General features: G+C 67.9%; 24 protein-coding genes. 12 read left to right on the forward strand and 12 right to left on the reverse strand.

Annotated features, from left to right (window positions below; translation table 11 throughout):
- Positions 1 to 203: 203 nt before the first annotated feature.
- The 3 genes from EPN51_RS00455 to EPN51_RS00465 all read right to left on the reverse strand — a co-directional run bounded on the left by EPN51_RS00455 (position 204) and on the right by EPN51_RS00465 (position 1,945).
- Positions 204 to 446: a hypothetical protein gene (locus EPN51_RS00455; protein ID WP_293034850.1), complete on the reverse strand. Its 243-nt coding sequence runs from the start codon at positions 444 to 446 to the stop codon at positions 204 to 206.
- A 101-nt stretch (positions 447 to 547) separates the two neighbouring features.
- The gene (locus EPN51_RS00460; protein WP_293034852.1) at positions 548 to 1,171 is read right to left on the reverse strand and encodes a TetR family transcriptional regulator; all 624 of its coding nucleotides are present in this window, start codon (positions 1,169 to 1,171) and stop codon (positions 548 to 550) included.
- 3 nt (positions 1,172 to 1,174) lie between these two features.
- Complete coding sequence (locus EPN51_RS00465; RefSeq protein ID WP_293034854.1) at positions 1,175 to 1,945, reverse strand: SDR family oxidoreductase; 771 nt, start codon at positions 1,943 to 1,945, stop codon at positions 1,175 to 1,177.
- A gap of 63 nt (positions 1,946 to 2,008) precedes the next feature.
- On the opposite strand from EPN51_RS00465, the gene EPN51_RS00470 reads away from it, so the two are divergent.
- Genes EPN51_RS00470 through EPN51_RS00490 form a run of 5 tightly spaced genes read left to right on the forward strand, consistent with a single transcriptional unit; the run spans position 2,009 to position 6,689 of the window.
- The gene (locus tag EPN51_RS00470; RefSeq protein WP_293034856.1) at positions 2,009 to 3,265 is read left to right on the forward strand and encodes an alkyl sulfatase dimerization domain-containing protein; all 1,257 of its coding nucleotides are present in this window, start codon (positions 2,009 to 2,011) and stop codon (positions 3,263 to 3,265) included.
- On the forward strand, positions 3,262 to 4,011 hold the full coding sequence (locus EPN51_RS00475) for an SDR family oxidoreductase (RefSeq protein ID WP_293034858.1): 750 nt from the start codon (positions 3,262 to 3,264) through the stop codon (positions 4,009 to 4,011). The genes EPN51_RS00470 and EPN51_RS00475 overlap by 4 nt, the downstream gene beginning before the upstream one ends.
- A 4-nt stretch (positions 4,012 to 4,015) precedes the next feature.
- A complete protein-coding gene (locus EPN51_RS00480; protein ID WP_293034860.1) occupies positions 4,016 to 5,209 on the forward strand; it encodes a sulfotransferase in 1,194 nt (397 codons plus the stop codon).
- The gene (locus EPN51_RS00485; RefSeq protein ID WP_293034862.1) at positions 5,206 to 5,655 is read left to right on the forward strand and encodes a VOC family protein; all 450 of its coding nucleotides are present in this window, start codon (positions 5,206 to 5,208) and stop codon (positions 5,653 to 5,655) included. Before EPN51_RS00480 ends, EPN51_RS00485 begins: the two co-directional genes overlap by 4 nt.
- A gap of 23 nt (positions 5,656 to 5,678) precedes the next feature.
- Entirely contained in the window at positions 5,679 to 6,689 is a 1,011-nt protein-coding gene (locus tag EPN51_RS00490) for a zinc-binding dehydrogenase (RefSeq protein ID WP_293034863.1), read from the forward strand.
- Here the strand turns inward: EPN51_RS00490 and EPN51_RS00495 are convergent.
- Positions 6,676 to 7,134, reverse strand: a complete 459-nt coding sequence (locus EPN51_RS00495) for a YbaK/EbsC family protein (protein WP_293034865.1) — start codon at positions 7,132 to 7,134, stop codon at positions 6,676 to 6,678. The genes EPN51_RS00490 and EPN51_RS00495 overlap by 14 nt on opposite strands.
- A 115-nt stretch (positions 7,135 to 7,249) precedes the next feature.
- Positions 7,250 to 8,098 carry an NAD(P)-dependent oxidoreductase gene (locus tag EPN51_RS00500; protein WP_293034867.1) on the reverse strand — a complete coding sequence of 283 codons (849 nt, stop codon included), beginning with the start codon at positions 8,096 to 8,098 and terminating at the stop codon, positions 7,250 to 7,252.
- Between the two features lie 313 nt (positions 8,099 to 8,411).
- Between EPN51_RS00500 and EPN51_RS00505 the strand changes: the two genes are divergently transcribed.
- The 4 genes from EPN51_RS00505 to EPN51_RS00520 all read left to right on the forward strand — a co-directional run bounded on the left by EPN51_RS00505 (position 8,412) and on the right by EPN51_RS00520 (position 11,508).
- A complete protein-coding gene (locus tag EPN51_RS00505; protein ID WP_293034898.1) occupies positions 8,412 to 9,074 on the forward strand; it encodes a sigma-70 family RNA polymerase sigma factor in 663 nt (220 codons plus the stop codon).
- The gene (rsrA, locus tag EPN51_RS00510) at positions 9,071 to 9,385 is read left to right on the forward strand and encodes a mycothiol system anti-sigma-R factor (protein WP_293034869.1); all 315 of its coding nucleotides are present in this window, start codon (positions 9,071 to 9,073) and stop codon (positions 9,383 to 9,385) included. The genes EPN51_RS00505 and rsrA overlap by 4 nt, the downstream gene beginning before the upstream one ends.
- A 356-nt stretch (positions 9,386 to 9,741) precedes the next feature.
- The gene (locus EPN51_RS00515; RefSeq protein ID WP_293034900.1) at positions 9,742 to 9,957 is read left to right on the forward strand and encodes a biotin/lipoyl-binding carrier protein; all 216 of its coding nucleotides are present in this window, start codon (positions 9,742 to 9,744) and stop codon (positions 9,955 to 9,957) included.
- A gap of 51 nt (positions 9,958 to 10,008) precedes the next feature.
- On the forward strand, positions 10,009 to 11,508 hold the full coding sequence (locus tag EPN51_RS00520) for a sensor histidine kinase (RefSeq protein WP_293034871.1): 1,500 nt from the start codon (positions 10,009 to 10,011) through the stop codon (positions 11,506 to 11,508).
- A gap of 116 nt (positions 11,509 to 11,624) precedes the next feature.
- Here the strand turns inward: EPN51_RS00520 and whiB1 are convergent, their stop codons facing one another.
- Both whiB1 and EPN51_RS00530 read right to left on the reverse strand, forming a co-directional pair.
- The gene (gene whiB1 / locus EPN51_RS00525; protein ID WP_066962223.1) at positions 11,625 to 11,879 is read right to left on the reverse strand and encodes a transcriptional regulator WhiB1; all 255 of its coding nucleotides are present in this window, start codon (positions 11,877 to 11,879) and stop codon (positions 11,625 to 11,627) included.
- Positions 11,880 to 12,161: 282 nt separating this feature from the next.
- The gene (locus EPN51_RS00530; RefSeq protein WP_293034883.1) at positions 12,162 to 13,127 is read right to left on the reverse strand and encodes a diacylglycerol kinase family protein; all 966 of its coding nucleotides are present in this window, start codon (positions 13,125 to 13,127) and stop codon (positions 12,162 to 12,164) included.
- Between the two features lie 147 nt (positions 13,128 to 13,274).
- Between EPN51_RS00530 and EPN51_RS00535 the strand changes: the two genes are divergently transcribed.
- Positions 13,275 to 13,703, forward strand: coding sequence for a hypothetical protein (locus tag EPN51_RS00535; protein ID WP_293034902.1), 429 nt, complete (start codon positions 13,275 to 13,277; stop codon positions 13,701 to 13,703).
- On the opposite strand, the gene EPN51_RS00540 is transcribed toward EPN51_RS00535, so the two are convergent.
- The 3 genes from EPN51_RS00540 to EPN51_RS00550 are packed head-to-tail and all read right to left on the reverse strand — an operon-like array spanning position 13,655 to position 15,836.
- Positions 13,655 to 14,137, reverse strand: a complete 483-nt coding sequence (locus EPN51_RS00540) for a GNAT family N-acetyltransferase (RefSeq protein ID WP_293034885.1) — start codon at positions 14,135 to 14,137, stop codon at positions 13,655 to 13,657. The genes EPN51_RS00535 and EPN51_RS00540 overlap by 49 nt on opposite strands.
- Positions 14,134 to 15,228: an isochorismate synthase gene (locus EPN51_RS00545; protein ID WP_293034887.1), complete on the reverse strand. Its 1,095-nt coding sequence runs from the start codon at positions 15,226 to 15,228 to the stop codon at positions 14,134 to 14,136. Before EPN51_RS00545 ends, EPN51_RS00540 begins: the two co-directional genes overlap by 4 nt.
- Positions 15,225 to 15,836, reverse strand: coding sequence for an acid phosphatase (locus tag EPN51_RS00550; protein ID WP_293034889.1), 612 nt, complete (start codon positions 15,834 to 15,836; stop codon positions 15,225 to 15,227). The genes EPN51_RS00545 and EPN51_RS00550 overlap by 4 nt, the downstream gene beginning before the upstream one ends.
- A gap of 112 nt (positions 15,837 to 15,948) precedes the next feature.
- Here EPN51_RS00550 and EPN51_RS00555 point away from each other — a divergent pair, with 112 nt between their 5' ends.
- Complete coding sequence (locus tag EPN51_RS00555; protein WP_293034891.1) at positions 15,949 to 16,749, forward strand: AAA family ATPase; 801 nt, start codon at positions 15,949 to 15,951, stop codon at positions 16,747 to 16,749.
- Between the two features lie 31 nt (positions 16,750 to 16,780).
- Here the strand turns inward: EPN51_RS00555 and EPN51_RS00560 are convergent, their stop codons facing one another.
- Both EPN51_RS00560 and EPN51_RS00565 read right to left on the reverse strand, forming a co-directional pair.
- The gene (locus EPN51_RS00560; protein WP_293034893.1) at positions 16,781 to 18,007 is read right to left on the reverse strand and encodes a hypothetical protein; all 1,227 of its coding nucleotides are present in this window, start codon (positions 18,005 to 18,007) and stop codon (positions 16,781 to 16,783) included.
- 16 nt (positions 18,008 to 18,023) lie between these two features.
- Positions 18,024 to 19,562, reverse strand: coding sequence for a DEAD/DEAH box helicase (locus tag EPN51_RS00565; protein WP_293034894.1), 1,539 nt, complete (start codon positions 19,560 to 19,562; stop codon positions 18,024 to 18,026).
- Positions 19,563 to 19,842: 280 nt separating this feature from the next.
- On the opposite strand from EPN51_RS00565, the gene EPN51_RS00570 reads away from it, so the two are divergent.
- Positions 19,843 to 20,550: a ferritin-like fold-containing protein gene (locus EPN51_RS00570; RefSeq protein ID WP_293034896.1), complete on the forward strand. Its 708-nt coding sequence runs from the start codon at positions 19,843 to 19,845 to the stop codon at positions 20,548 to 20,550.
- Positions 20,551 to 20,725 lie beyond the last annotated feature (175 nt).

Consider the following 20,725-nt stretch of genomic DNA (forward strand, 5'->3'; position numbering starts at 1 on the left):
TCGACATCGGGCAGACCAGTTGAACTCATACAAGCGAAACTATCGACACCCACCGACAAAAAACCCCGCCCTGTGACCACTGAAAACACAGTGACACAAGGGATTTCGATATACGATTTCGCTATCCGTAATCCCCCGTGGGACGCGGGGAGGCGGGGAAGCGGAAGGTCCGCCGACGCGCTCAGGCTACTGCCCGCGCCGAGTCAGTTACTCAGCACCAACCGCCAGTTGCCGGCCGCCGAACGATCAGGGACGCACCAGAAGTTGTTCCAGTTTCCCGGCGTTGTCGCCTTCACGCCCGGGCCGGCATCCTGACACGCCTCCCGCGTCGGGTAGCTACCTTCGGTCTGAATCGTCTCGGCGCTGCTGACGCCCGCACCGTTCGTCAACAACCCCGCAAACGCCAACACGCCGGCGCCCAAAAATGAACCAATCGATCGTTTCATCTGGTTGTCCAATTCTCGTGCGGCGCTCCTACCGCGGAGACGCGAACCAGCCCTAACGGTAGGCGTCGCGCGGCGGCCGCGCTTGACTTTTGTCGCGACGCCTAACTTCGCTGAGCCGCGAGCGCCACGGCGGTGGCCACCGCCTCCAGCAGGCGGGTGAGTTGCTCGGCGTCGCCGACGGTGCGGTCACCGGCGGCCAGTCGGGTGAAGATGCCGGCGATGAATGTCGTGACGGCGGTGGTCTGCGCGGCCAGCAGTTCGGGGTCGCGGGTGTCGGGCTGCAGGTGGGCGATGGCGTCGTGGGCCATCGCGTTGATCCGGGCGACGAAAACCTGCGACGTTTCGGCCAGGTCGGGATCGCGCGCGGCACCCAGCAACAGCTCGTGGCGCGCGCGGTTCAGCATGAGCCCGGCGCCGTCGGCCTGCATCATGGTGAGCCGGGCCAGGTGCGCGAACGGCGAGACCGGGTCGACCGGCTCGTCGATCACCGACTGCAGATTGGCGACATCGATCTCCGCCACGCGTTTGCCGACACCGCGCAGCAGGGCCGCGCGGGTGCGGTAGTAGTACGACGTGGTGCCCTCGGGGACGCCGGCGTAGCGGTCGACCTGCCCGTGGGTCAGCCCGCGCGAGCCATGCTCGGCCAGCACCCGGATCGCCGCGTCGCACAGGGCGCGCCGGCGTTCGTCGCCGTCGCGTTTCCGGGTTCTCGTACTGGCCGCCATGAATCACCGAAGGACGGTGCCGCCGTCGATGTTGACGACCTGACCGTTGATCCACTCGCCCTCGTCGGACAGCAGGAAGGCGACCAGCGCGGCGATGTCGCCGGGATCGCCGACGCGGGGCCCGCGAATGCGCTTGAGCGCGCCTGCCTCCAGGTCCGGCCACTGTGGCACCGAGCGGATGGTCTCGGTCGCGGTGAATCCGGGTGCGACCGCGTTGCACCGGATGTTCTCCTTTCCCCACCGCGATGCGACGTGGCGCGTGAGCGCGCCGATGCCGGCTTTCGCGGTGGCGTAGGCCGGGCGCGCGGGCTCACCCTGGAACGCCGCCGCCGAGGACATGTTGACGATGGACCCGCCGCCGCGGTGCAGCATTCGCGGGATGGCGTATTTCATGGCGGCCACATAGCCGCGCAGATTCACCGCCATCACCCGGTCCCAGACGTCGAAATCGATGTCCACCACGTCGGTGTCGGCCCGGATGGTGCTCATGTCGGCGCCTACGTTGAACAGCAGGTCCACACCGTCGAAAGTCGTTGCGGCGGTGTCGATCAGCCCGGCGACCGACGCGGGATCCGACAGGTCGAAGGCCACGTGGGTCGCTGTCCCGCCGGACGTGGCGATGCGTGCGGCCGTCTGCCGCGCGGTGTCGGCGGCGACGTCGCCGATGACCACCCGGCAGCCCTCCTCGGCCAGCCGGGCGGCCGTCGCGGCACCGATGCCGGTGGCGCCACCGACGACGACCGCGACCTTGTCGGTCAGACCGCGCAGCCCCATGAATGCCCCTTCCTGCGCCGAGGATATTGACTTTACCTCTAGAACTGTAGAGGATCGCCAGTCATGGCTGGGATTCACCGGGAGCGGCCCGGAGCCGGCGACCTGTCGGCGGCGACGGATACCCCCGCGCTGCCCCTGGGCGACGGCGTCTGGATGTCACCGGGCGTCTCCAACGCCTATGCGGTGGCCACCGACGAGGGACGGGTCATCGTCAACAGCGGGCTGGTGTTCGAAGGGACGTTGCACCGCAAGGCTTTTGCCGACATGCCCGGCCCGACGCGGGCCATCATCGTCACCCAGGGGCACGCCGACCATTGGGGCGGGGTGAACTCGCTGCGCGACGAGGGCACCAATGTGGTGATGCACCGCAACTACCGGTATTGGCGCGACGACAACACGCTGCTCATGGGCTATCGCGTGCCCAAGACGTCGTTCGCCTTCCAGAAGTTCTCCGACGCCGTGCTGGAGCACTTCAAGACCATCGACCCCGCGACCATCGACTTCTCGTTTCCCGAGCCGACCACGACGTTCGACCGGCGCCACAGCATCACAGTCGGCGGCCGCGCCTTCGACCTGGCGTGGACACCGGGGGGTGAGACCACCGACGCGCTGGTGGTGTGGCTGCCGGAGGATCGAATCCTGTTCAGCGGGAACCTGTTCGGCCCGTTGTTCGGGCATGTGCCGAATCTGATGACCATCCGCGGCGATCGGTATCGCGATCCCATTCTCTACATCGAGTCGTTGAACACCGTGCTGGACTTCGGGCCGCGGCGACTGATCACCGGCCACTTCGCTCCCATCGAGGGGGCCGATCGCATCGCGGAGGAAGTCACCGCCATGCGTGACGCCATGCAGGCCGTGCACGATCGCACGGCCGAACTGATGAATTCCGGCGCCGATATCCATACCGCGATGCGCGAGGTTACGGTGCCCGAGCATCTCGACATCGGCGAGGGTTACGGCAAGACCTCGTGGAATGTGCGTGCCATCTGGGAGATGTACACCGGATGGTTCCGGCACCGCTCGACCACCGAATTGTATGGGATCGCACCCGATTCCGTGGCGGCCGATGTGGTCAGCGCGGCCGGCGCCGACGCACTCGTGGACGCGGCGCGCGCGCACGTGGCGGCCGGCCGGCCGGTACAGGCGGTGCATCTCACCGACCTGATCCTGACCGCCCAGCCGTTGCACGCGGCAGCCCGCACGGTCGCCGCCGACGCCCACGACGCGCTGTTGGTCGACGCCGAGAACTTCTGGGAAAAGGCCTGGCTCACCAAATCCATCAACGAATTGAGGACCTTAGAAAGGGCATCGGAATGAACACCGTCAGTTTCGATTTCACCGGCGCCAAGGTGCTGGTGACCGGCGGCACCAGCGGCATCGGCAACGCGATCGCCGCCGGTTTCGCCGATGCGGGGGCGGCCGTCACGGTGACCGGCACCCGTGGGTCCGCCGCGGACTACCCCGAGACCGATTTGAGCGCATACACCTACCGCCAGTGTCAGATCCAAGATCCCGGATCCGTTGACGCGCTGGCGGACTCGCTGGGTGAACTGGATATCTTGGTCAACAACGCGGGCGGACCCTATCCCGCGGGCGACGAATACGATCCGGACGGCTACGTCGCGTCGGTGACGCAAAACCTGTTCGGTCCGATGCGGCTGACCATGCGCTGCCATGACCGCCTCAAGTCCAGCCAGGTTCCCGGCGGGGCAAGCGTCGTCAGCGTCGTGTCGATGTCCGCGTTCCGCTCGGCGGTCTTCGTCCCGGGCTACGCCTCGTCCAAGATGGGCCTGATCGCCCTGACGATGAACCTCTCCCGCCGGTGGGCCGGCGACGGGATCCGGGTCAACGCCATCGCACCCGGTCTCATCGACACCCGAATGACCCACCCGGCCATGGGAATTCCCGAGGTGATGGACGTCGAGATCGGCTTCCACACCCCGCTGGGCAGGCCGGGCACCCCGCAGGACTGCGCCGGCGCCGCGCTGTTCCTGTGTACCGATGCCGCCTCGTACATCACCGGCAGCACCATCGCCGTCGACGGCGGATACCTGACGGTCTAGAGCGATGAGCGACCACAAAAACTTCGACAACGTCTCGACCACCGACGACGTCTTCACGCTGGCCGCACAGCGCACCGGCCTGACCGAAATCGATTCCGACTCTTGGCGAGACGGACTGGCCATCATGCTCGACGAGCTCAACAGCTCGCCCGCCTTCACCCCGTTCGGCCGCGAGCGGGTCCTCGACGACGCCACCAACGCGCTGGGCCGGCGCATGCAGGTTCACGACTACATCAAGGCGCACCCCGACGTGCTCGACACGCCCGTCGAGCGGCCCCTGATCGTGCTCGGCATGCCCCGCACCGGCACCACCGTCATCAGTTACCTGCTCGACCAGGACCCGGCCCGGCGATCGCTGCTGCACTGGCAGTGCGTGCACCCGATCCCGCCGGCGAGCACCGAGACGCTGCGCACCGACCCGCGCTGCCTCGCCCTGCTGGAAGAGCAGCGCAAGATCCTCGAGCTGGTCACGCAGGCGAAAATGCCGCTGCCGCACTGGGAAGACGCCGATGGGCCGACCGAGGACATGTTCATTCACAACCAGGATTTCAAAGGCCTGTCCTGGGACTCGTTCCTGCCGACGGATCGCTACGCGCGGTGGCTGTTCGACGAGGCCGACATGAGCAGCACCTACAAGTACCAGAAGCGCTACCTACAGGTCCTGCAGTCCACCGCGCCGGGCAACTGGAGCCTGAAGATGCCGTCGCATTCGGTGCACATCGAGGCGCTGCTCAACGTGTTTCCCGACGCCCGGCTGATCTGGGCGCACCGCGATCCGTACAAGGCGACCGGTTCGCTGTGCAATCTGTGGCGGCTGCCGCAGAGCCTGGTGATGAACACCGAGCTGCTGGACCAGACCGACATGGGTCGGCTCGCGATGTGGCAGATGCGCTACCACGTCCAGCGACCGCTGCGGGCCCGCGACCGCATCGGCGACGAGCGCTTCTTCCACATGTATTACCACGAGATGATGCGCGACCCGATGCACGTGATGCGGCGCATCTACGACTGGGCCGACGAACCGCTGACCGCTGAAACCGAAGCGCGCATGCACAATTGGCTCGCCGAGCACCCGCAGGACCGGTTCGCGCTCAACGCTTATCGCCTTGACGAATACGGCCTGACCATCGAGGCGCTCGAGCCGGTCTTCGCCGAGTATCTCGACACCTTCGACATCGAACTGGAGGGCACACCGTGAATCCGGCGGACTGCTATCACACCGGGCTGGTGGTCGACGACATGGCCGTCGCCGCGGAACGTCTTACTGTGGCGATGGGCTATCGGTGGACGAAGCCGGTCGAGTCCACGCTGAGCGTTACCACCGCCGACGGCGACGTCGAAGTGCCGTTTCGGTTCGTGTACTCGGTGAACGCGCCGCACCTGGAAGTGATTCAGGAAGTGCCGGGCACGATCTGGACCGCGCCGCGCGGCGGCGGCGCCCACCACCTCGGCTACTGGGTCGACGACATTACCGCCGCCGCAGCGCAACTCGAACGCAGCGGCTACCGGCTGGAGGCGAGACCCAGCGGCGACACGCTGTCGGCGTTCGCGTACTACACCGACACGAATGGAGTTCGCATCGAGATCGTCGACCGGGCACTGTTTCCCGACTGGCCCGGATTTCTGCAAGCCATGTCGGCTTGAGCCGTCAGCGCGAGGAGCCTGCGATGAAAACATCCGTGGTCACCGGCCCGGGCAGGGCCGAGGTACTCGACGCCGAGCGTCCCAAGGCGGGCCCCAGGGACGTGCTCGTGCGGATGCGCGCCTGCGGCATCTGCGGTTCGGACGCGTTCTACATCACCATCGGCGGCATCCCCCCGCGGCAGGGACGCACGCCGCTCGGACACGAGCCCGCCGGGGAAGTCGTCGAGGTCGGCGCGCAGGTGACCGGCCTGGCCGTCGGCGACCACGTCGTCATCAACCCGATGGCCGCGCCCAGTGGCATCATCGGCAACGGCGGTGCCAGCGGGGCACTCGCCGACTACCTGATCATCGAAAACGCCGTTCGCGGAACGAGTCTCGAGGTTATCCCCGACCACATCCCGTGGGAAGTGGCCGCGCTCAACGAGCCGATGGCCGTCGCGCGCCACGGCGCCAATCGCTGCCGACCCAAACCGACGGACAAGGTGGTCGTCTTCGGAGCGGGGCCCATAGGCCTGGGCGCCACACTGGCCTTCAAATCCCTTGGTGTGAGCCATGTCGTCGTCGTGGATCTGCTCCCCGGCCGGCTGGAAAAGGCGCTGCAGATAGGCGCCGACGCCGTCATCAACTCCGCCGAAGAGGACGTCGTGGCGCGCCTGATCGAACTGCACGGCGCGGGTGAGAGCATGTTCCCCGGAAAGGCCGGCACCGACATCTATCTCGACGCGGCCGGTGTGCCCGCCGTCGTCAACACCGCGCTGGCGGCGGCGCAAAAAGGCGCCACCGTCGGGATCGTCGGCGTCCACAAGGAACCGGTGTCCGTCGACCTGATCAACGTGATGAGCAACGAGATCACCCTCGTCGGGAGCATGGGTTATCCCGACGAAATCTTCGAGGTGACAGGCGATCTCGTGGCGAACTGGGAGAAATACGCGCTGATCGTCAGCCACACCATCCCGTTCGGCAGCGTCGGCGAGGCGCTCGAGCTGGCCCAAACTCCGGGCGCCGCGGACAAGGTCGTCGTCACCTTCGGCTGATGTCGGCGGTGATCGCGCCGGTGAGGCGGATCAGGTCCTGGGGTGCCACCGCGACGTCGTAATGCCGCTTGCCGGCGCTGCACAGCACGCGATCCCAGCGCAGCGCGGAGCCGTCCAGCACCGTGCGCAGCCGCCTGCGCTGACCGAACGGCGAAATGCCGCCCACCACATAGCCGGTGGCTCGTTCGGCGACGGCGGGCTCGGCCATGGCGGCCTTGGCCACACCCAGCGCCGCGGCGACCGCCTTCAGCGACAACCTCGACGGCACCGGCATGGTCGCGACCGCCAGCTCATCGGGCAGCGCGACGATCAGGGTCTTGAAGACCTGTTCGGGCGCGACGTCGGGGGCCTCGGACAGTTCGCCGACCGTGTCGAAGTGCAAAATCTGGTGCGGCACACCGGCTTTCACCAATACCGCGATACCGGGTGTGGCGGCGCCAGGCACCGGCTACCTCCGCTGGTCGTGACCCGCTGCGCCCGCCTGCGCCGCGCTTGCGATCACGACGGCGTCCGCTGGTCGTGACCCGCTGCGCCCGGCTGCGCCGCGCTCGCGATCACGACTAAGGACCCGTGTATCCCGGCGGGTTGACGCCGTCCACCCAGAAGTCGACGCCGAGCTTCGAACCGGGGATGCAGTCGTATGCCGAGAGGTCTTTGACGCCGGATTCCACCAGCACGTCCTCACACAGCAGCATGTTGCCGGTGTACTCCTTGGACGGCTTGTTGAGGACGACGTAGGCGGCGTCCGAGTACACCTCGGGCTTGCGGGCCCGGCCCATCGCCTCGTCACCGCCGAGTAGGTTCTGCACCGCGGCCGTCGCCACCAGCGTGCGCGGCCACAGCGTGTTCGATGCGATGCCCTCGTCCCGCATTTCTTCGGCGATGCCCAGCGCGCACAACGTCATGCCGAACTTGGCCATCATGTACGCCGTCGGTTTCAACCACTCCCGGCCCAGCAGCACCGGCGGCGACAGCGTCAGGATGTGCGGATTCTCCCGGCCCTTCAGATGCGGGATGCAGGCCTGCGATACCGCATACGTGCCCCGCACCTGGATGCCGTTCATCAGGTCGAACCGCTTCATCGGCACCTCGGTGATGGAACCCAGGTTGATGGCCGACGCATTGTTGACGCAGATGTCGATGCCGCCGAACTGCTCGACGGTCTTGGCCACGGCCGCCTCGACCGAATCGGGGTCGCGGACGTCCCCGACGATCGGTAGGGCCTGCCCGCCCGCCTCCTCGAGCTCCTTGGCCGCGGTGAACACCGTCCCCGGCAGCTTCGGGTGCGGCTCGGCGGTCTTGGCGATCAGGGCGACGTTGGCACCGTCCTGTGCGGCGCGCTTGGCGATCGCCAGGCCGATACCGCGGCTGGCGCCGGAGATGAACATTGTCTTGCCATTCAGGGACATGGCGTCACACTAACGTCACGCCGGAATCGGGCCGATCGGGGTCTGCATCGGGGATCCGGGGGTGATATCGCTCCCGGATCTCGCCCCGGAAATAGGCGGATCGCGCGCACGGTTGATCCAATTGGTATTTCGAGCGGTCCGTCACACCCGGGCAGACACTGTCGGGGTGAGCCTTTAGATTGGGAGGAGCAGTGTGGTGTCAACGGCGACGAGCCTGTTAGGCGAGGAGCGGTTGGCTGGCTTCCTTGCGAGTCCGGTGGCGCTTTCGGTGCTTTCCGGTAACACCGCAGCAGAAGGGACCGGGTTGATCGAAATGGCCGACTCTCTAGATGGCCGAGATGGCGCGGCAGGACGGGAGATCGCCGAACCCGCGACGCCCGAAGAGACGGACGCGGAATTAACGGCGCGTTTCGAGCGCGACGCGATTCCCCTGCTGGACCAGCTTTATGGCGGTGCGCTGCGCATGACGCGAAATCCCGCCGACGCCGAAGATTTGCTGCAAGAGACGATGGTGAAGGCCTACGCGGGCTTTCGCTCATTTAGGGCCGGCACCAATCTCAAGGCGTGGCTGTACCGGATCTTGACCAACACCTACATCAACAGCTACCGCAAGAAGCAGCGGCAGCCGGCGGAATATCCGACCGAGGAAATCACCGACTGGCAGTTGGCCGCCAATGCCGAGCATTCCTCCACCGGGCTGCGTTCGGCCGAGGTCGAGGCGCTGGAGTCACTGCCGGACACCGAGATCAAAGACGCGTTGCAAGCTTTGCCGGAAGAATTCCGAATGGCGGTCTATTACGCCGATGTCGAGGGATTTCCGTACAAGGAAATTGCCGAGATCATGGATACGCCGATCGGAACGGTAATGTCACGGCTGCACCGCGGTCGACGGCAGCTTCGTGGCCTGTTGGCCGACGTTGCCAAGGAGCGCGGCTTCAACCGCGGTCAGCAGAGGCATGAGGAGGTGTCGTCATGAGCGAGTTCGCCAACCAGGGCGGTGCTTCTCCGGATGCCTGCCCCAACGACGAGTCCCACGGCAGCGTTGGCTGCGCCGAGGTCATCCGCCAGGTCTGGCTGCTGCTCGACGGTGAATGCGGCCCGGACACCCGCGAACAACTGCGCCAGCATCTTGAGGCGTGCCCCGGCTGCTTCAAGCACTACGGGCTCGAAGAACGGATCAAGGCATTGATCGCCACCAAGTGCAGGGGCGAGATGGCCCCGGAGGGCCTGCGCGAGCGGCTCCGGCTTGAGATCCGGCGCACCACCATCATCCGGGGTACGCAGTAGCGTCGCTCAGGAGTTAGGCCGCTTGCCGTGGTTGGCCTTGCTGTGCTTGCGGTCGCGCTTCTTGCGGCCTCGTTTGGCCATGGTGGAAACCTCCGTTGATTGCTTGTCAAACCTGGCGCCCAGCGCCGGTTGGCTTGTCGTCCAGTCTCTCATGAGACGGGTTGTGCAGTGTCTTCACCCTGGTGCAGCCCGTGCGGGGGCCTGTCGGGGGCCGTGCGCCGCGGTCCCGGCGGGCCCTGTGGTTCGATGTAGGCGAGCCTGATAGAACGTTGATGGACCAACAACCAGCGATGAACCACCAACCAGCGATGAACCAGCAGCCAGCCTGCGCAGAGGCCGAAACGAGTGGGGTGAAGATGGCCGAGGATGTGCGCGCCGAGATCGTGGCCAGCGTGCTCGAAGTCGTTGTGAACGAGGGTGACCAGGTTGGCAAAGGCGACATTGTGGTGCTGCTGGAGTCGATGAAGATGGAGATCCCCGTCCTCGCGGAGATCGGCGGCACCGTCAGCAAGGTGAGCGTGTCGGTGGGCGACGTCATTCAGGCGGGCGATCTCATCGCGGTGATCAGCTAGCCCGTCAGGCCCCTTCGACCAGCCGCCGGGAAACGACCCGGGGAGTGAGCGATGTCAACTCTCGGTGATCTGCTCGCCGAACACACCATGCTGCCGGGCAACGCGGTTGACCATCTGCATGCGGTGGTCGGGGAGTGGCAACTGCTGGCCGACCTGTCGTTCGCCGACTATCTGATGTGGGTGCGTCGCGACGACGGCGTGCTGGTGTGCGTGGCGCAGTGCCGCCCGAATACGGCTCCCACGGTGCTACAGACCGATGCGGTGGGCAGCGCCGTCTCCTCCGCGGAGTTGGCACTCGTCGCCCAGACCTTCGCGTCGGGCATCACCAAGCGGAATAGCGTTGCAGACCAACAAAATTCGTGGTTACCCGGCACCCACGTCGAGGCGTCCCCGGTGCGGTACGGCGGCCAAGTAGTGGCCGTGCTCACCCACCATCAGACCGCGGTGACCGCCGACCGCGCGTCCGGGCAGCTGGAGATCGCCTACCGCCAGTGCGCCGGCGACCTTGTCCACATGCTTGCGGACGGCAGTTTTCCCGACGTGGGGGACGTGGTGATGTCCCGTTCCACCCCCCGGGTCGGCGATGGCTTCATCCGCCTCGACGTCAAAGGCGTCGTCGCCTACGCCAGCCCCAACGCGCTCTCGGCCTATCACCGCATGGGCCTGACCGCCGACCTGGAGGGTCACAACCTCATCGCGGTCACGCGGCCGCTGATCTCGGATCCGTTCGAGGCGCAGGAAGTTGCCGAGCATGTGCGGGATCTGGTCGCCGGCGGGCGCAGCATGCGCATGGAGGTCGACGCCGGGGGAGCCACCGTGTTGCTGCGCACGCTGCCGCTGGTGGTCAACGGCGCCAGCGCCGGCGCGGCGGTGTTGATCCGCGACGTGACGGAGGTGAAGCGCCGCGACCGCGCACTGATATCCAAGGACGCCACCATCCGCGAAATCCACCACCGGGTGAAGAACAACCTGCAGACCGTCGCGGCGCTGCTGCGCCTGCAGGCCCGCCGCACGGCCAACGCCGAGGGACGAGAGGCCCTCATCGAGTCGGTGCGCCGGGTGTCGTCGATCGCGTTGGTCCACGACGCGCTGTCGATGTCGGTGGACGAGCAGGTCAACCTCGACGAGGTCATCGACCGGATCCTGCCGATCATGAACGACGTGGCCTCGGTGGACCGGCCGATCCGCATCAACCGGGTCGGAGATCTGGGCGTGCTGGACTCCGACCGGGCCACGGCCCTGATCATGGTGATCACCGAATTGGTGCAGAACGCGATCGAGCACGCCTTTGACCCGGCGGCCGAGGCGGGTTCGGTCACGATACGCGCCGAGCGCTCCGCGCGCTGGCTCGACGTCGTGGTGCACGACGACGGCCGCGGGCTGCCGGAAGGATTCAGCCTGGAGACCTCCGACAGCCTCGGCCTGCAGATCGTGCGGACCCTGGTCTCCGCGGAGCTGGACGGCACCCTGGGCATGCGCCAGGCGGCCGCCAACGGGACCGATGTGGTGCTGCGCGTCCCGATCGGTCGACGGACCCGAATGCTGTTGTAGGCGGGGTGTCTACGGCTACACGCACCCTGCGGCTCGCACGCCAGTCGGGCCGCGCCTTATACGCAAGAGTGCGGCCCCGACATTCGTCGAGGCCGCACCGTTTTGCGTTATCCGGGTTAGACCCCGCTGCGGGCTTTCGTCCGGGCGTTGCGGCGCTTCAGCGCACGCCGCTCGTCCTCGCTCATGCCGCCCCAGACGCCCGAATCCTGGCCCGTGTTCAGGGCCCAAGAAAGGCACTCTGTGGTCACCGAACACCGATTACAGACCAGTTTCGCGTCAGCGATCTGCGCGAGCGCCGGACCGCTATTCCCCACCGGGAAGAACAGCTCCGGGTCTTCGTCACGACAGACCGCCTTGTGGCGCCAATCCATACGTCTTTACTCCTTAGTGAGTGCGCAGCGAGGCGCACGGCTATTTTCTTCGGCTGTTAGACGCGTGCAGAAGAAAAAGGGGCCGCACCCCTACGTAATTTCTGCATGCAACCTTTTGATCGTTTCACAGGCTCAACAGATGTCAATAGTGTGAGTTCGCTCGTGGGCTATCTCACTTTGATCATCTCGTCGTCAAGCCCTTACTCCGTTGTACTACACTCACGGGCCACTTCCCGTGTCGATTTTTACCGCCCGCGCCACAGGGGCAGATGTTGCCGCAGGTCAGTGGTGTTTTTGCTGAGGGGGTGCGGCCACCGCCAGCGCGTCCGGGACCGCCTTGAACGTCATCGTTTCGCGCACCCCGAGGTAATCGCCGTCGAATTGGCAGGCGACGGCGCCCCCGGTCGAGGTAACTCGCACGCAGGGCAGGTCGTCCTCGGTGACGAGGTGCTTGAAGTTGAACGTGGGCCGTTTTGCGAACATCTGCCGGACGATCCGCAGGGTGGGGACCAACTTCAGATTGGTGGGTGCGAACACCCCCAGCCCCGACTCGAAGCTGCAGCCGGGGTTGGTCCACACCGGCCGCTGGTTGGCGAACGTCCACGGGCTGGAGTTCGACACGAACGCGAAGCTCACCCCGGTGATGGGCTCGTGGCCGGGAAGTTCGAGCGTCAGCATCGGTTCGCGGCGGGTGTAGGCCCACACGGCCGGCACTGCAGCGCGGATGTAGCGCCACGCGGTGACCTTGCCGCCCTTGTTCCGTTCGGCCTCCACCGCGGCCACCACCTCGGCGTCGACACCCATACCGGTGTTGAACACGGCCCACCGCTCGCCGCAGTCGATCAGGCCGATCCGTCGCCAGTTGCGGTGCCGCTGATAGTCGTCGAGCAATTGGATGAGCTGGTTGGTGGCCGCGACCGGATCCGGGGAGATGCCCAGCGATCGCGCCAGCACATTCGCGGAACCGCCGGGCACCACGGCGACCGCCGGGATCGGGCCGTCCGGAAGCCTTCCGGGGCGCCCGAGCAGACCGTTGACCACCCCGCTCACCGTGCCGTCGCCACCGTGGACGACCACCAGGTCGACGCCGTCGGCGACGGCCTTCTGCGCGAGCTCGCTACCGTGCCCGCGGTGGTTGGTGTGCTCGACACTGAGCTGCAGCCGGCTTTTGAGGGCGTGGGCCAGCAGATCGCGACCGGCCGGGGTGGTGGAGGTGGCTGTGGGGTTGACGATCAGCACGGCCCGCATGAAGCACGAGCTTATGCGGTGCGACGATGCGCGCCGTGGTGCGGCGTGAGGAGGAGCGCCGCGATTGGCCTGGGCGGGCCGGTTGGGGCCGCGCTGTGGGGGGAACCGCCGGGAAACAGCCGCCGTCCTGACTACGCTGGCGCTGTGATGCCGCCAGCCGCCCCGGCCGCCGTTCGCCGTGCCGGCGTCATCGTCGCAGCGCAGGGGGTGGCCGCGCTGGCGGTGGCGATGGTTCTGGTGGTGCGCGTGATTGCCGGGGCCGACCAGCATGTGGCCAACGGTCTGGCCACGGCGGGCTGGTTCGTCCTCGTCGGCCTCGGGGTGATCGCCGCGGGGCGCGCGCTGATTCTCGGTAAGCGCTGGGGTCGCGGGCTGGCCGTGATCACCCAGCTGCTCTTGCTACCGGTGGCGTGGTACCTCGCGGTGGGATCACACCAGCCTGGCTTCGGGATCCCGACGGGCGCCATCGCGGTGATCGTATTGGGGTTGCTGTTCAGTCCCGCCGCGGTGCGCTGGGCCGCCGGTGGTCAGGACGACTCCGCCAGCCCCGCCAGCCGCGGTCCCGACAGCCGGTAGGTGGTCCATTCATTCTGCGGTTGCCCGCCGATGCCGTCGTAGAGCGTGATGGCGTCGGCGTTCCAGTTCAGCACCGCCCAGGACAACCGCGTGTAGCCCCGCCGCACGCATTCGCCTGCCAGCGCCGCGAGCAGCGCCCGGGCCAGCCCGCGTCGGCGAAATCCTGGGCGCACGAACAGGTCTTCCAGATAGATGCCCGCGACGCCGTCCCACGTGGAGAAGTTGACGAACCACAACGCCATCGCCGCGACCTCGCCGTCCACTTCCGCCACGTGCCCGTACACCGTCGGGCGGTCACCGAAAAGTGCTGCGGAGATTTGTGTTTCGGTCACCGTGCATTGATCGGCGGCATGCTCGAATTCGGCCAGCGCGTGGATCATTTCGGTGATCGCGGCCACGTCTTGGGGTGCGGCGCGACGGATGTCCCTGGTCATCGTTCAACTTCTAGGGCGTTGAGTATGGTGGCGAATTTCGTTGTGGTTTCGGCGACTTCCTCGTCGGGGTCGGATTCGGCGACGATACCGCCGCCGGCCCGCGCCAGCGCGCTGCGCCGGTCCGCCGACAGCTGTGCGCAGCGCAGCGACACCACCCAGCGGCCATCGCCGCGGGCGTCGCACCAGCCCGCCGCCCCGGCGTAGAACCCGCGGTCGCCTTCCAGCTCGGCGATGAGCTCGACCGCGGCCTTGGTCGGAACCCCACCGACGGCCGGGGTCGGGTGTAATGCCAAAGCCAAATCGATTGCGGTCGTTGAGGTGTCACGCAGCCGACCGCTGATCGGCGTGCACAGGTGCCAGACGGCCGCGGTGCGGCTCAGTTGCGGCTCCGGGGCGATCGACAGGTCGTCGCACAGCGGTTCCAGCGCGGCCCTGATGGTCTCGATAACCAGCTGATGCTCGTGACGGTTCTTGGCCGAGGAGGCCAGCGCGGTGCCGTTGGCGGCGTCGGCTTCCGGGTCGGCGGCACGGGGGGCCGACCCGGCGTACGGCCGGCACTCGACACGGTCGCCGCTGCGCGCAACCAGAAGTTCGGGGCTGGCGCCCACCAGCGCCACACCCGCGTAGTCGTCGCCGGCGGCGGTCAGGTCGACGAGGTAGCCGTAGGCCGCGGGGTCCGCCGCGACGAGCCGGCGCAGGACGGCGCGCGCGTCTATCGGGCCGTCGGCCACCAGCCGCAGGGCGCGAGCCAACACCACCTTGCGCAGCGGGTTGTCCGCGGCGAGTTGATCGCGGGCCCGCCGGATCCGGTCGCGGTAGTCGTCCGGCGGCGGGATGGCCGCGGCCACCCGCACCGACGGCAGCGCGCCAATCGGCCAATCCGGCAGCCCATCGGTGACGTTCACGGTTTGCGGCGTCAGCAAGGCGGCCGGCGCCCCGGCATCAAAAGGCAACGCGCCCAACACAATCCGCGCTTCTGTCGACCGCAACGCCGCCTGCGCCGCGCCCACGTCGTCGTAGCGCCGCAACACCCCGTCGGCAACCAGGGTTTGGGTCGGTCCGCACAGCACGAACGGCGGTTCGGCGCTCACCCGGGTTTTATCGCCTGCGGCTGGCTGGTCAATCCGAGCGCGGCGAGCTGTCGCACACCATGCTCGAAACCGCACACGGCGATGGAGCCGGCCAGCATCCAGAAGCGGCTGCCCTCGACGAGCGGTAGCTCCACCCAGCGCGTGATGACCGAACGGGAGAAGTGGCTGTGCCCCACGAACACCACGTCGCGCGAGCTCATCTGGTCTAACGCGTATGCGACGGCCCGATCGGCGCGGTCGCTGACTTGCGCCACGCTCTCGCCATCGGGGCAGCCGTGCGTCCAGACCAGCCAATCGGGAACCGATTCCTGGATCTGCGGGGTCGTCAAACCCTCGTAGGATCCGTAATCCCATTCGGCGAGCAGGGGAGAGACCTCGTCGACGGCGAGCCCGGCCAACTTGGCTGTGGTCAGGGCGCGTATGCGCGGGCTGCTGATCACCAACGGCTCGGCGAGGTTCAGCTCACGCAGGACGCGACCGGCGAGTTCGGCCTGGACGCGGCCGGTGCCGGTGAGCTCGAGGTCGGTCCGGCTCGTGTGCTGGCCCGACTTCGACCATTCGGTTTCGCCGTGGCGCAGCAGCACCAAACGGTGGTTGTGCAAGCCCATACCGAGTGATTCTGCCGGATGGCATGCTGCGGCCGCTGGGCCCGAGCGAATGGCGCACGAACATGCCAGGATGGCACTGTGAACGCGCGGCGATGCGGAGGGGCGGGCACTGGTGAGTAGGACCCGGGTACTGGCGGTGGCCAACCAGAAGGGGGGTGTCGCCAAGACGACCACGGTTGCTTCGCTGGGTGCGGCGATGGTGGAAGAGAACAAGCGGGTGCTGCTGGTCGACCTCGACCCGCAAGGCTGCCTGACCTTCTCGCTGGGCCAAGACCCCGACAAACTCCCGGTGTCCGTGCACGAGGTGTTGCTGGGAGAGGTCGAGCCCAACGCCGCGCTGGTCGAGACGGCGGAGGGAATGACGCTGCTGCCGGCCAACATTGACCTGGCGGGCGCCGAGGCGATGCTGCTGATGCGGGCCGGCCGCGAATACGCGCTCAAGCGCGCGCTGGCCAAACTCGCCGATCAGTTCGACGTGGTGATCATCGACTGCCCGCCGTCGCTGGGTGTGCTGACCCTCAACGGGCTGACGGCCGCCGACGAGGTCATCGTGCCCCTGCAGTGCGAGACACTCGCGCACCGTGGTGTCGGCCAGTTCCTGCGCACGGTCGCCGATGTCCAGCAGATCACCAACCCGGAGCTGCGCCTGCTCGGCGCCCTGCCGACGCTGTACGACTCCCGCACCACCCACACCCGCGACGTGTTGCTCGACGTCGCCGACCGCTACAGCCTGCCGGTGCTGGCCCCGCCGATTCCGCGCACGGTGCGTTTCGCCGAGGCCAGCGCCTCGGGTTCGTCGGTGATGGCGGGCCGCAAGAACAAGGGCGCGTCGGCCTACGGCGAGCTGGCGGCGGCGTTGCTCAAGCACTGGAAGAGCGGCAAGCCGCTGCCGACGTTCGCCGTCGAGGTCTAGCTGCGTCTGCTCGGCTGCTCCCGAAGCCCGCTCAGCCCAAGGCGACCACGGTGTCGCCGCGCTGCTCGAACACCCGCGACCCCGACACGGCCGGGATCACCGCCGCCCCGGGCGGCGGGGGGCTGGTCGCCCGGTCCACCGGAATGTAGCGCTCGCCGGCGCCGCTGACCGGGTCGTAGACGCCGATCGCACCGGTGACGGGCACCAGCAGCCGGCCCGCCATCATCACGCCCGGCCCCAGCGGCGCCGTCGTGTCGCCCGCGGCGATCGTGTAGCGCAGCGCCAGCGTGTTCACGTCGAACACCATCAGCGAATCGCCGGTCCACCAGGTCATCAGGCTGCCCGCATGCGAGACCGCCGCCGAACGTGACGGCGGCTTGGGCAACAGAGTGCTCGCCACGGTGGCGCCGGTCTCGTCGATCACGTCAACCCGGGGCGTCGGCGCCGGCAGGTACACGGCGGTGGTGTTCTCCCGGACGGCCAGCACCCGGGCGCCCGAATCCGGTCCGACCCCCGGTTCGGCCACGATGTGTTGCTGGGGTTCGTCGTCGTCCTTGCCCGGCCGGAGCAGCACCAGCCGCAGGTCGGCCTGGTTCGCGCAGCTCTCCAGCACCGAGACCGCCGAGGAGCTGGCCGCGGCCGAGCTCAGCTTGCAGCCCGAGTGCAGCCCCCGCGCCGATGGTTTCACCCGAGCGTCGGTCTCGCCGTAGGTCAGCATCCGGACCATGTCCGAGCGCCACAGCTCCAGGCGGGTGTCACCGACCGACAACACCGTCATGCCATCGGAGGAAAGCCGCACCCGCGGATCGGCGTAGCCGCTGCGGGCCGGCCCGCGGCGACCGGTGGAGCCGTCCAGCGTGCTCACCTGGCCGCAGCCGCGATCGTCCCGATAAACCCCGACGGCATAGCGGTACAGCCAGGAGACGCCGCAGAGGTCGGTGTCGCGCGCGTAGCTCCAGCGGGACTGACCCGTGTCGGGATCGCGCCCGTCGATCCGGCGGTCCGCACCGGTGACAACCACCCCGCCCACCACCACCGGCTCGGTGGTCGTGGGACTGGCGGCGGTCCACAGCTGCTTCAGGCCGGCCGGCACCTGCCGGGCCGGGCTCGGGTTGGGTGCCGGAACGGCGGCGGGCCGGCTGATGGTTGCCCGGGCGTCGCTGGTCCACCAGATCAGGGCCGCCGCCGCGGCGATGACGACCGCGATAGCCCCGGCGGCCATAATGTCGCGCTTGGTCCGGCGCTCGGGTCTGACCATGCGTGGGCGCGGGGCGTTAGTTGCTCTGCGCGGTGGGGGCGGCGCCGGCTTCCGCCGGCTTGCGACGCCGGCGGCGGCGACGGCTGGAGCCCGCGTTTCCCGGGGGAGAGCCGGCCGGTGTTTCCGCGGCGGCCTCACCGTTGGAGCTCGCGGCGCCGTTGCCCGACGGGTGACCGCTGACGGGCTGGCCGCCGCGGGTGCGTCGCCGCGTCCCGGACCGGCGCGCGGTCTTCTCCGATTTCTGGCCCGGTTTCTGGGCGGCGCGCTCGCCGCTGCGGCGGGCGCCCTGCGGTTTGCGGGCCGCGCCCACCGTGCCCCCGGCGTCGGCGGGAATGCCGAGCTCGTCGTGCAGGTGCGGCGAATTGGAGTAGGTCTCGACGGGCTCGGGGCAGTCCAGCCCCAGCGCCTTGTCGATCATCGCCCAGCGGGGCAGCTCGTCCCAGTCCACCAGGGTGACCGCGACCCCCGTCTTGCCGGCCCGGCCGGTGCGCCCGATCCGGTGCACGTACGCCTGCTCGTCCTCGGGGATCTGGTAGTTGATGACGTGGGTGACGTCGTCGATGTCGATGCCGCGCGCGGCCACATCGGTGGCGACCAGCACGTCGATCTCGCCGGTGCGAAAAGCCTTGAGCGCCTTCTCGCGTGCCACCTGTCCGAGGTCGCCGTGCACGGCGCCCACCGCGAAACCGCGTTCGGCCAACTCGTCGGCGACCTTCTGCGCGGTGCGCTTGGTGCGGGTGAAGACCATCGTGGCGCCGCGGCCGTCGGCCTGCAGGATCCGGCTCACCAGCTCCACCTTGTCCAGCGCGTGGGCGCGGTAGGAGTACTGGACCGTCGTGTCGTGGGTGGCCGCCGAGTGCGGCGCCTCGGCGCGGATGTGGGTGGGCTGGTTCATGAACGTGCGGGCCAGAGTGATGATCGGGTCCGGCATGGTCGCCGAGAACAGCATCGACTGCCGGTCGACGGGGATTTGGCGCAGGATGCGCTCGATGTCAGGCAAAAAGCCCAGGTCGAGCATCTCGTCGGCCTCGTCGAGCACCAGCACCGACAAACCACCCAGCTGCAGGTGGCCCTGCTGGCTCAGGTCGAGCAGCCGTCCCGGGGTGCCCACCACGACGTCGGCGCCGGCGCGCAGCGCCTCGATCTGCGTCTCGTAGGGGCGGCCGCCGTAGATGGGGACCACCGAGAGCCGTCGGCCGCCGTCGGCGGTCAGGTGCTTGGCCGCCTGCGCCAGGTCATCGGTGACCTGCAGGCAGAGCTCGCGGGTGGGCACCACGATCAGGGCGCGCGGTGTGCCGTTGAGGGGCCGCGCCGCGGTGCCTGCCGTGATGCGCTGCAGCAGCGGCACCCCGAAGGCGAGGGTCTTGCCCATGCCGGTGCGGGCCTGGCCGATGAGGTCGTCGCCGGCGAGCGCCATCGGCAGGGTCAGTTCCTGGATGGCAAAAGGGCTTTCGATCCCTTTTTCGGCGAGTGCGCGGACGATTTCGTCGCGGACGCCGAGTTGAGCGAATGTTGGTTGGGGGGTCAGTTCAGTTGTGCTTGTCAGTGTGGTCATGCGTGGGTAGGTAGCCTCTCGGGACGTATCGGATTGTGTCGGTGTTTCTCTGTCGCGGTCACGCGCGCACGAGTTCCGACTCCGAATACGTCGCCGAGTCGCGGGCTACGGCTCGGTCTGGGTGGTCCCAGCCCGAGCGGGCCAGCTGTGCACGCACATTTCGCCGATAGCGGCATGGGAAGAACAAATTTGGCACAAATACAACCGCCATCTACCTACATGATAGCTGGTCGAGCGCCGGCACCCATTTTGCGCCACGTCAGCCGACTACAGTGTTGCCATGACCCGGCCCTCTTGCCAGCCCGCTTCCACCGACCAATTGGACGATCCGGCTGCCCCACGATTGTCGGCCGATCACCCGGGTGTCGACGAGTTGTTCGCGGTCTTGGCCTACGGCGAGATCGCCGCGTTCTACCGGCTCACCGACGAGGCACGCATGGCCCCTGACCTGCGTGGACGAATATCGATGGCGAGCATGGCCGCCGCCGAGATGCAGCACTACGAGCAGCTGCGCGACGCGTTGGAAAGCCGCGGCGTCGACGTGGTGCGGGCGATGTCGAAGTACGTGTCGGCGCTGGAGAACTACCACCGGCTCACGATGCCCAGTACGTGGCTGGAAGCCTTGGTGAAAACCTATGTCGGCGACGCCTTGGCCGCCGATTTGTACCTGGAGATCGCCGACCGGCTGCCCGACGAGGTTGCCGATGTGGTGCGGTCTGCGCTGGCGGAGACCGGGCACTCGCAGTTCGTCGTCGCCGAGGTGCGTGCGGCCGTCACCTCCAGCGGCAAACAGCGCAGCCGGCTGGCGCTGTGGTCACGTCGCCTGTTCGGCGAAGCGATCACTCAGGCCCAGTACCTGCTGGCCGACCACGACGAGCTCGTCGACCTGGTGATGTCGGGCGCCGGCGGGCTGGGCCAGCTCAACGCCTTCTTCGACCGGTTGCAGCAGACGCACGACCGGCGCATGCACGATTTGGGCCTGAGTTGACGCTCAGCCGTGATCGCCAGCGCGGCGCGGCCGGGCGCAGCGGGTCACGGCCATCGGGCTTCGCCGTGATCGCCAGTGCGGCGCGGCCGGGCGCAGCGGGTCACGGCCGTAGGGCTTCGCCGTGATCGCCAGTGCGGCGCGGCCGGGCGCAGCGGGTCACGGCCGTAGGGCTTCG

The sequence above is a fragment of the Mycobacterium sp. genome (assembly GCF_004298145.1).
Lineage (GTDB): Bacteria > Actinomycetota > Actinomycetes > Mycobacteriales > Mycobacteriaceae > Mycobacterium.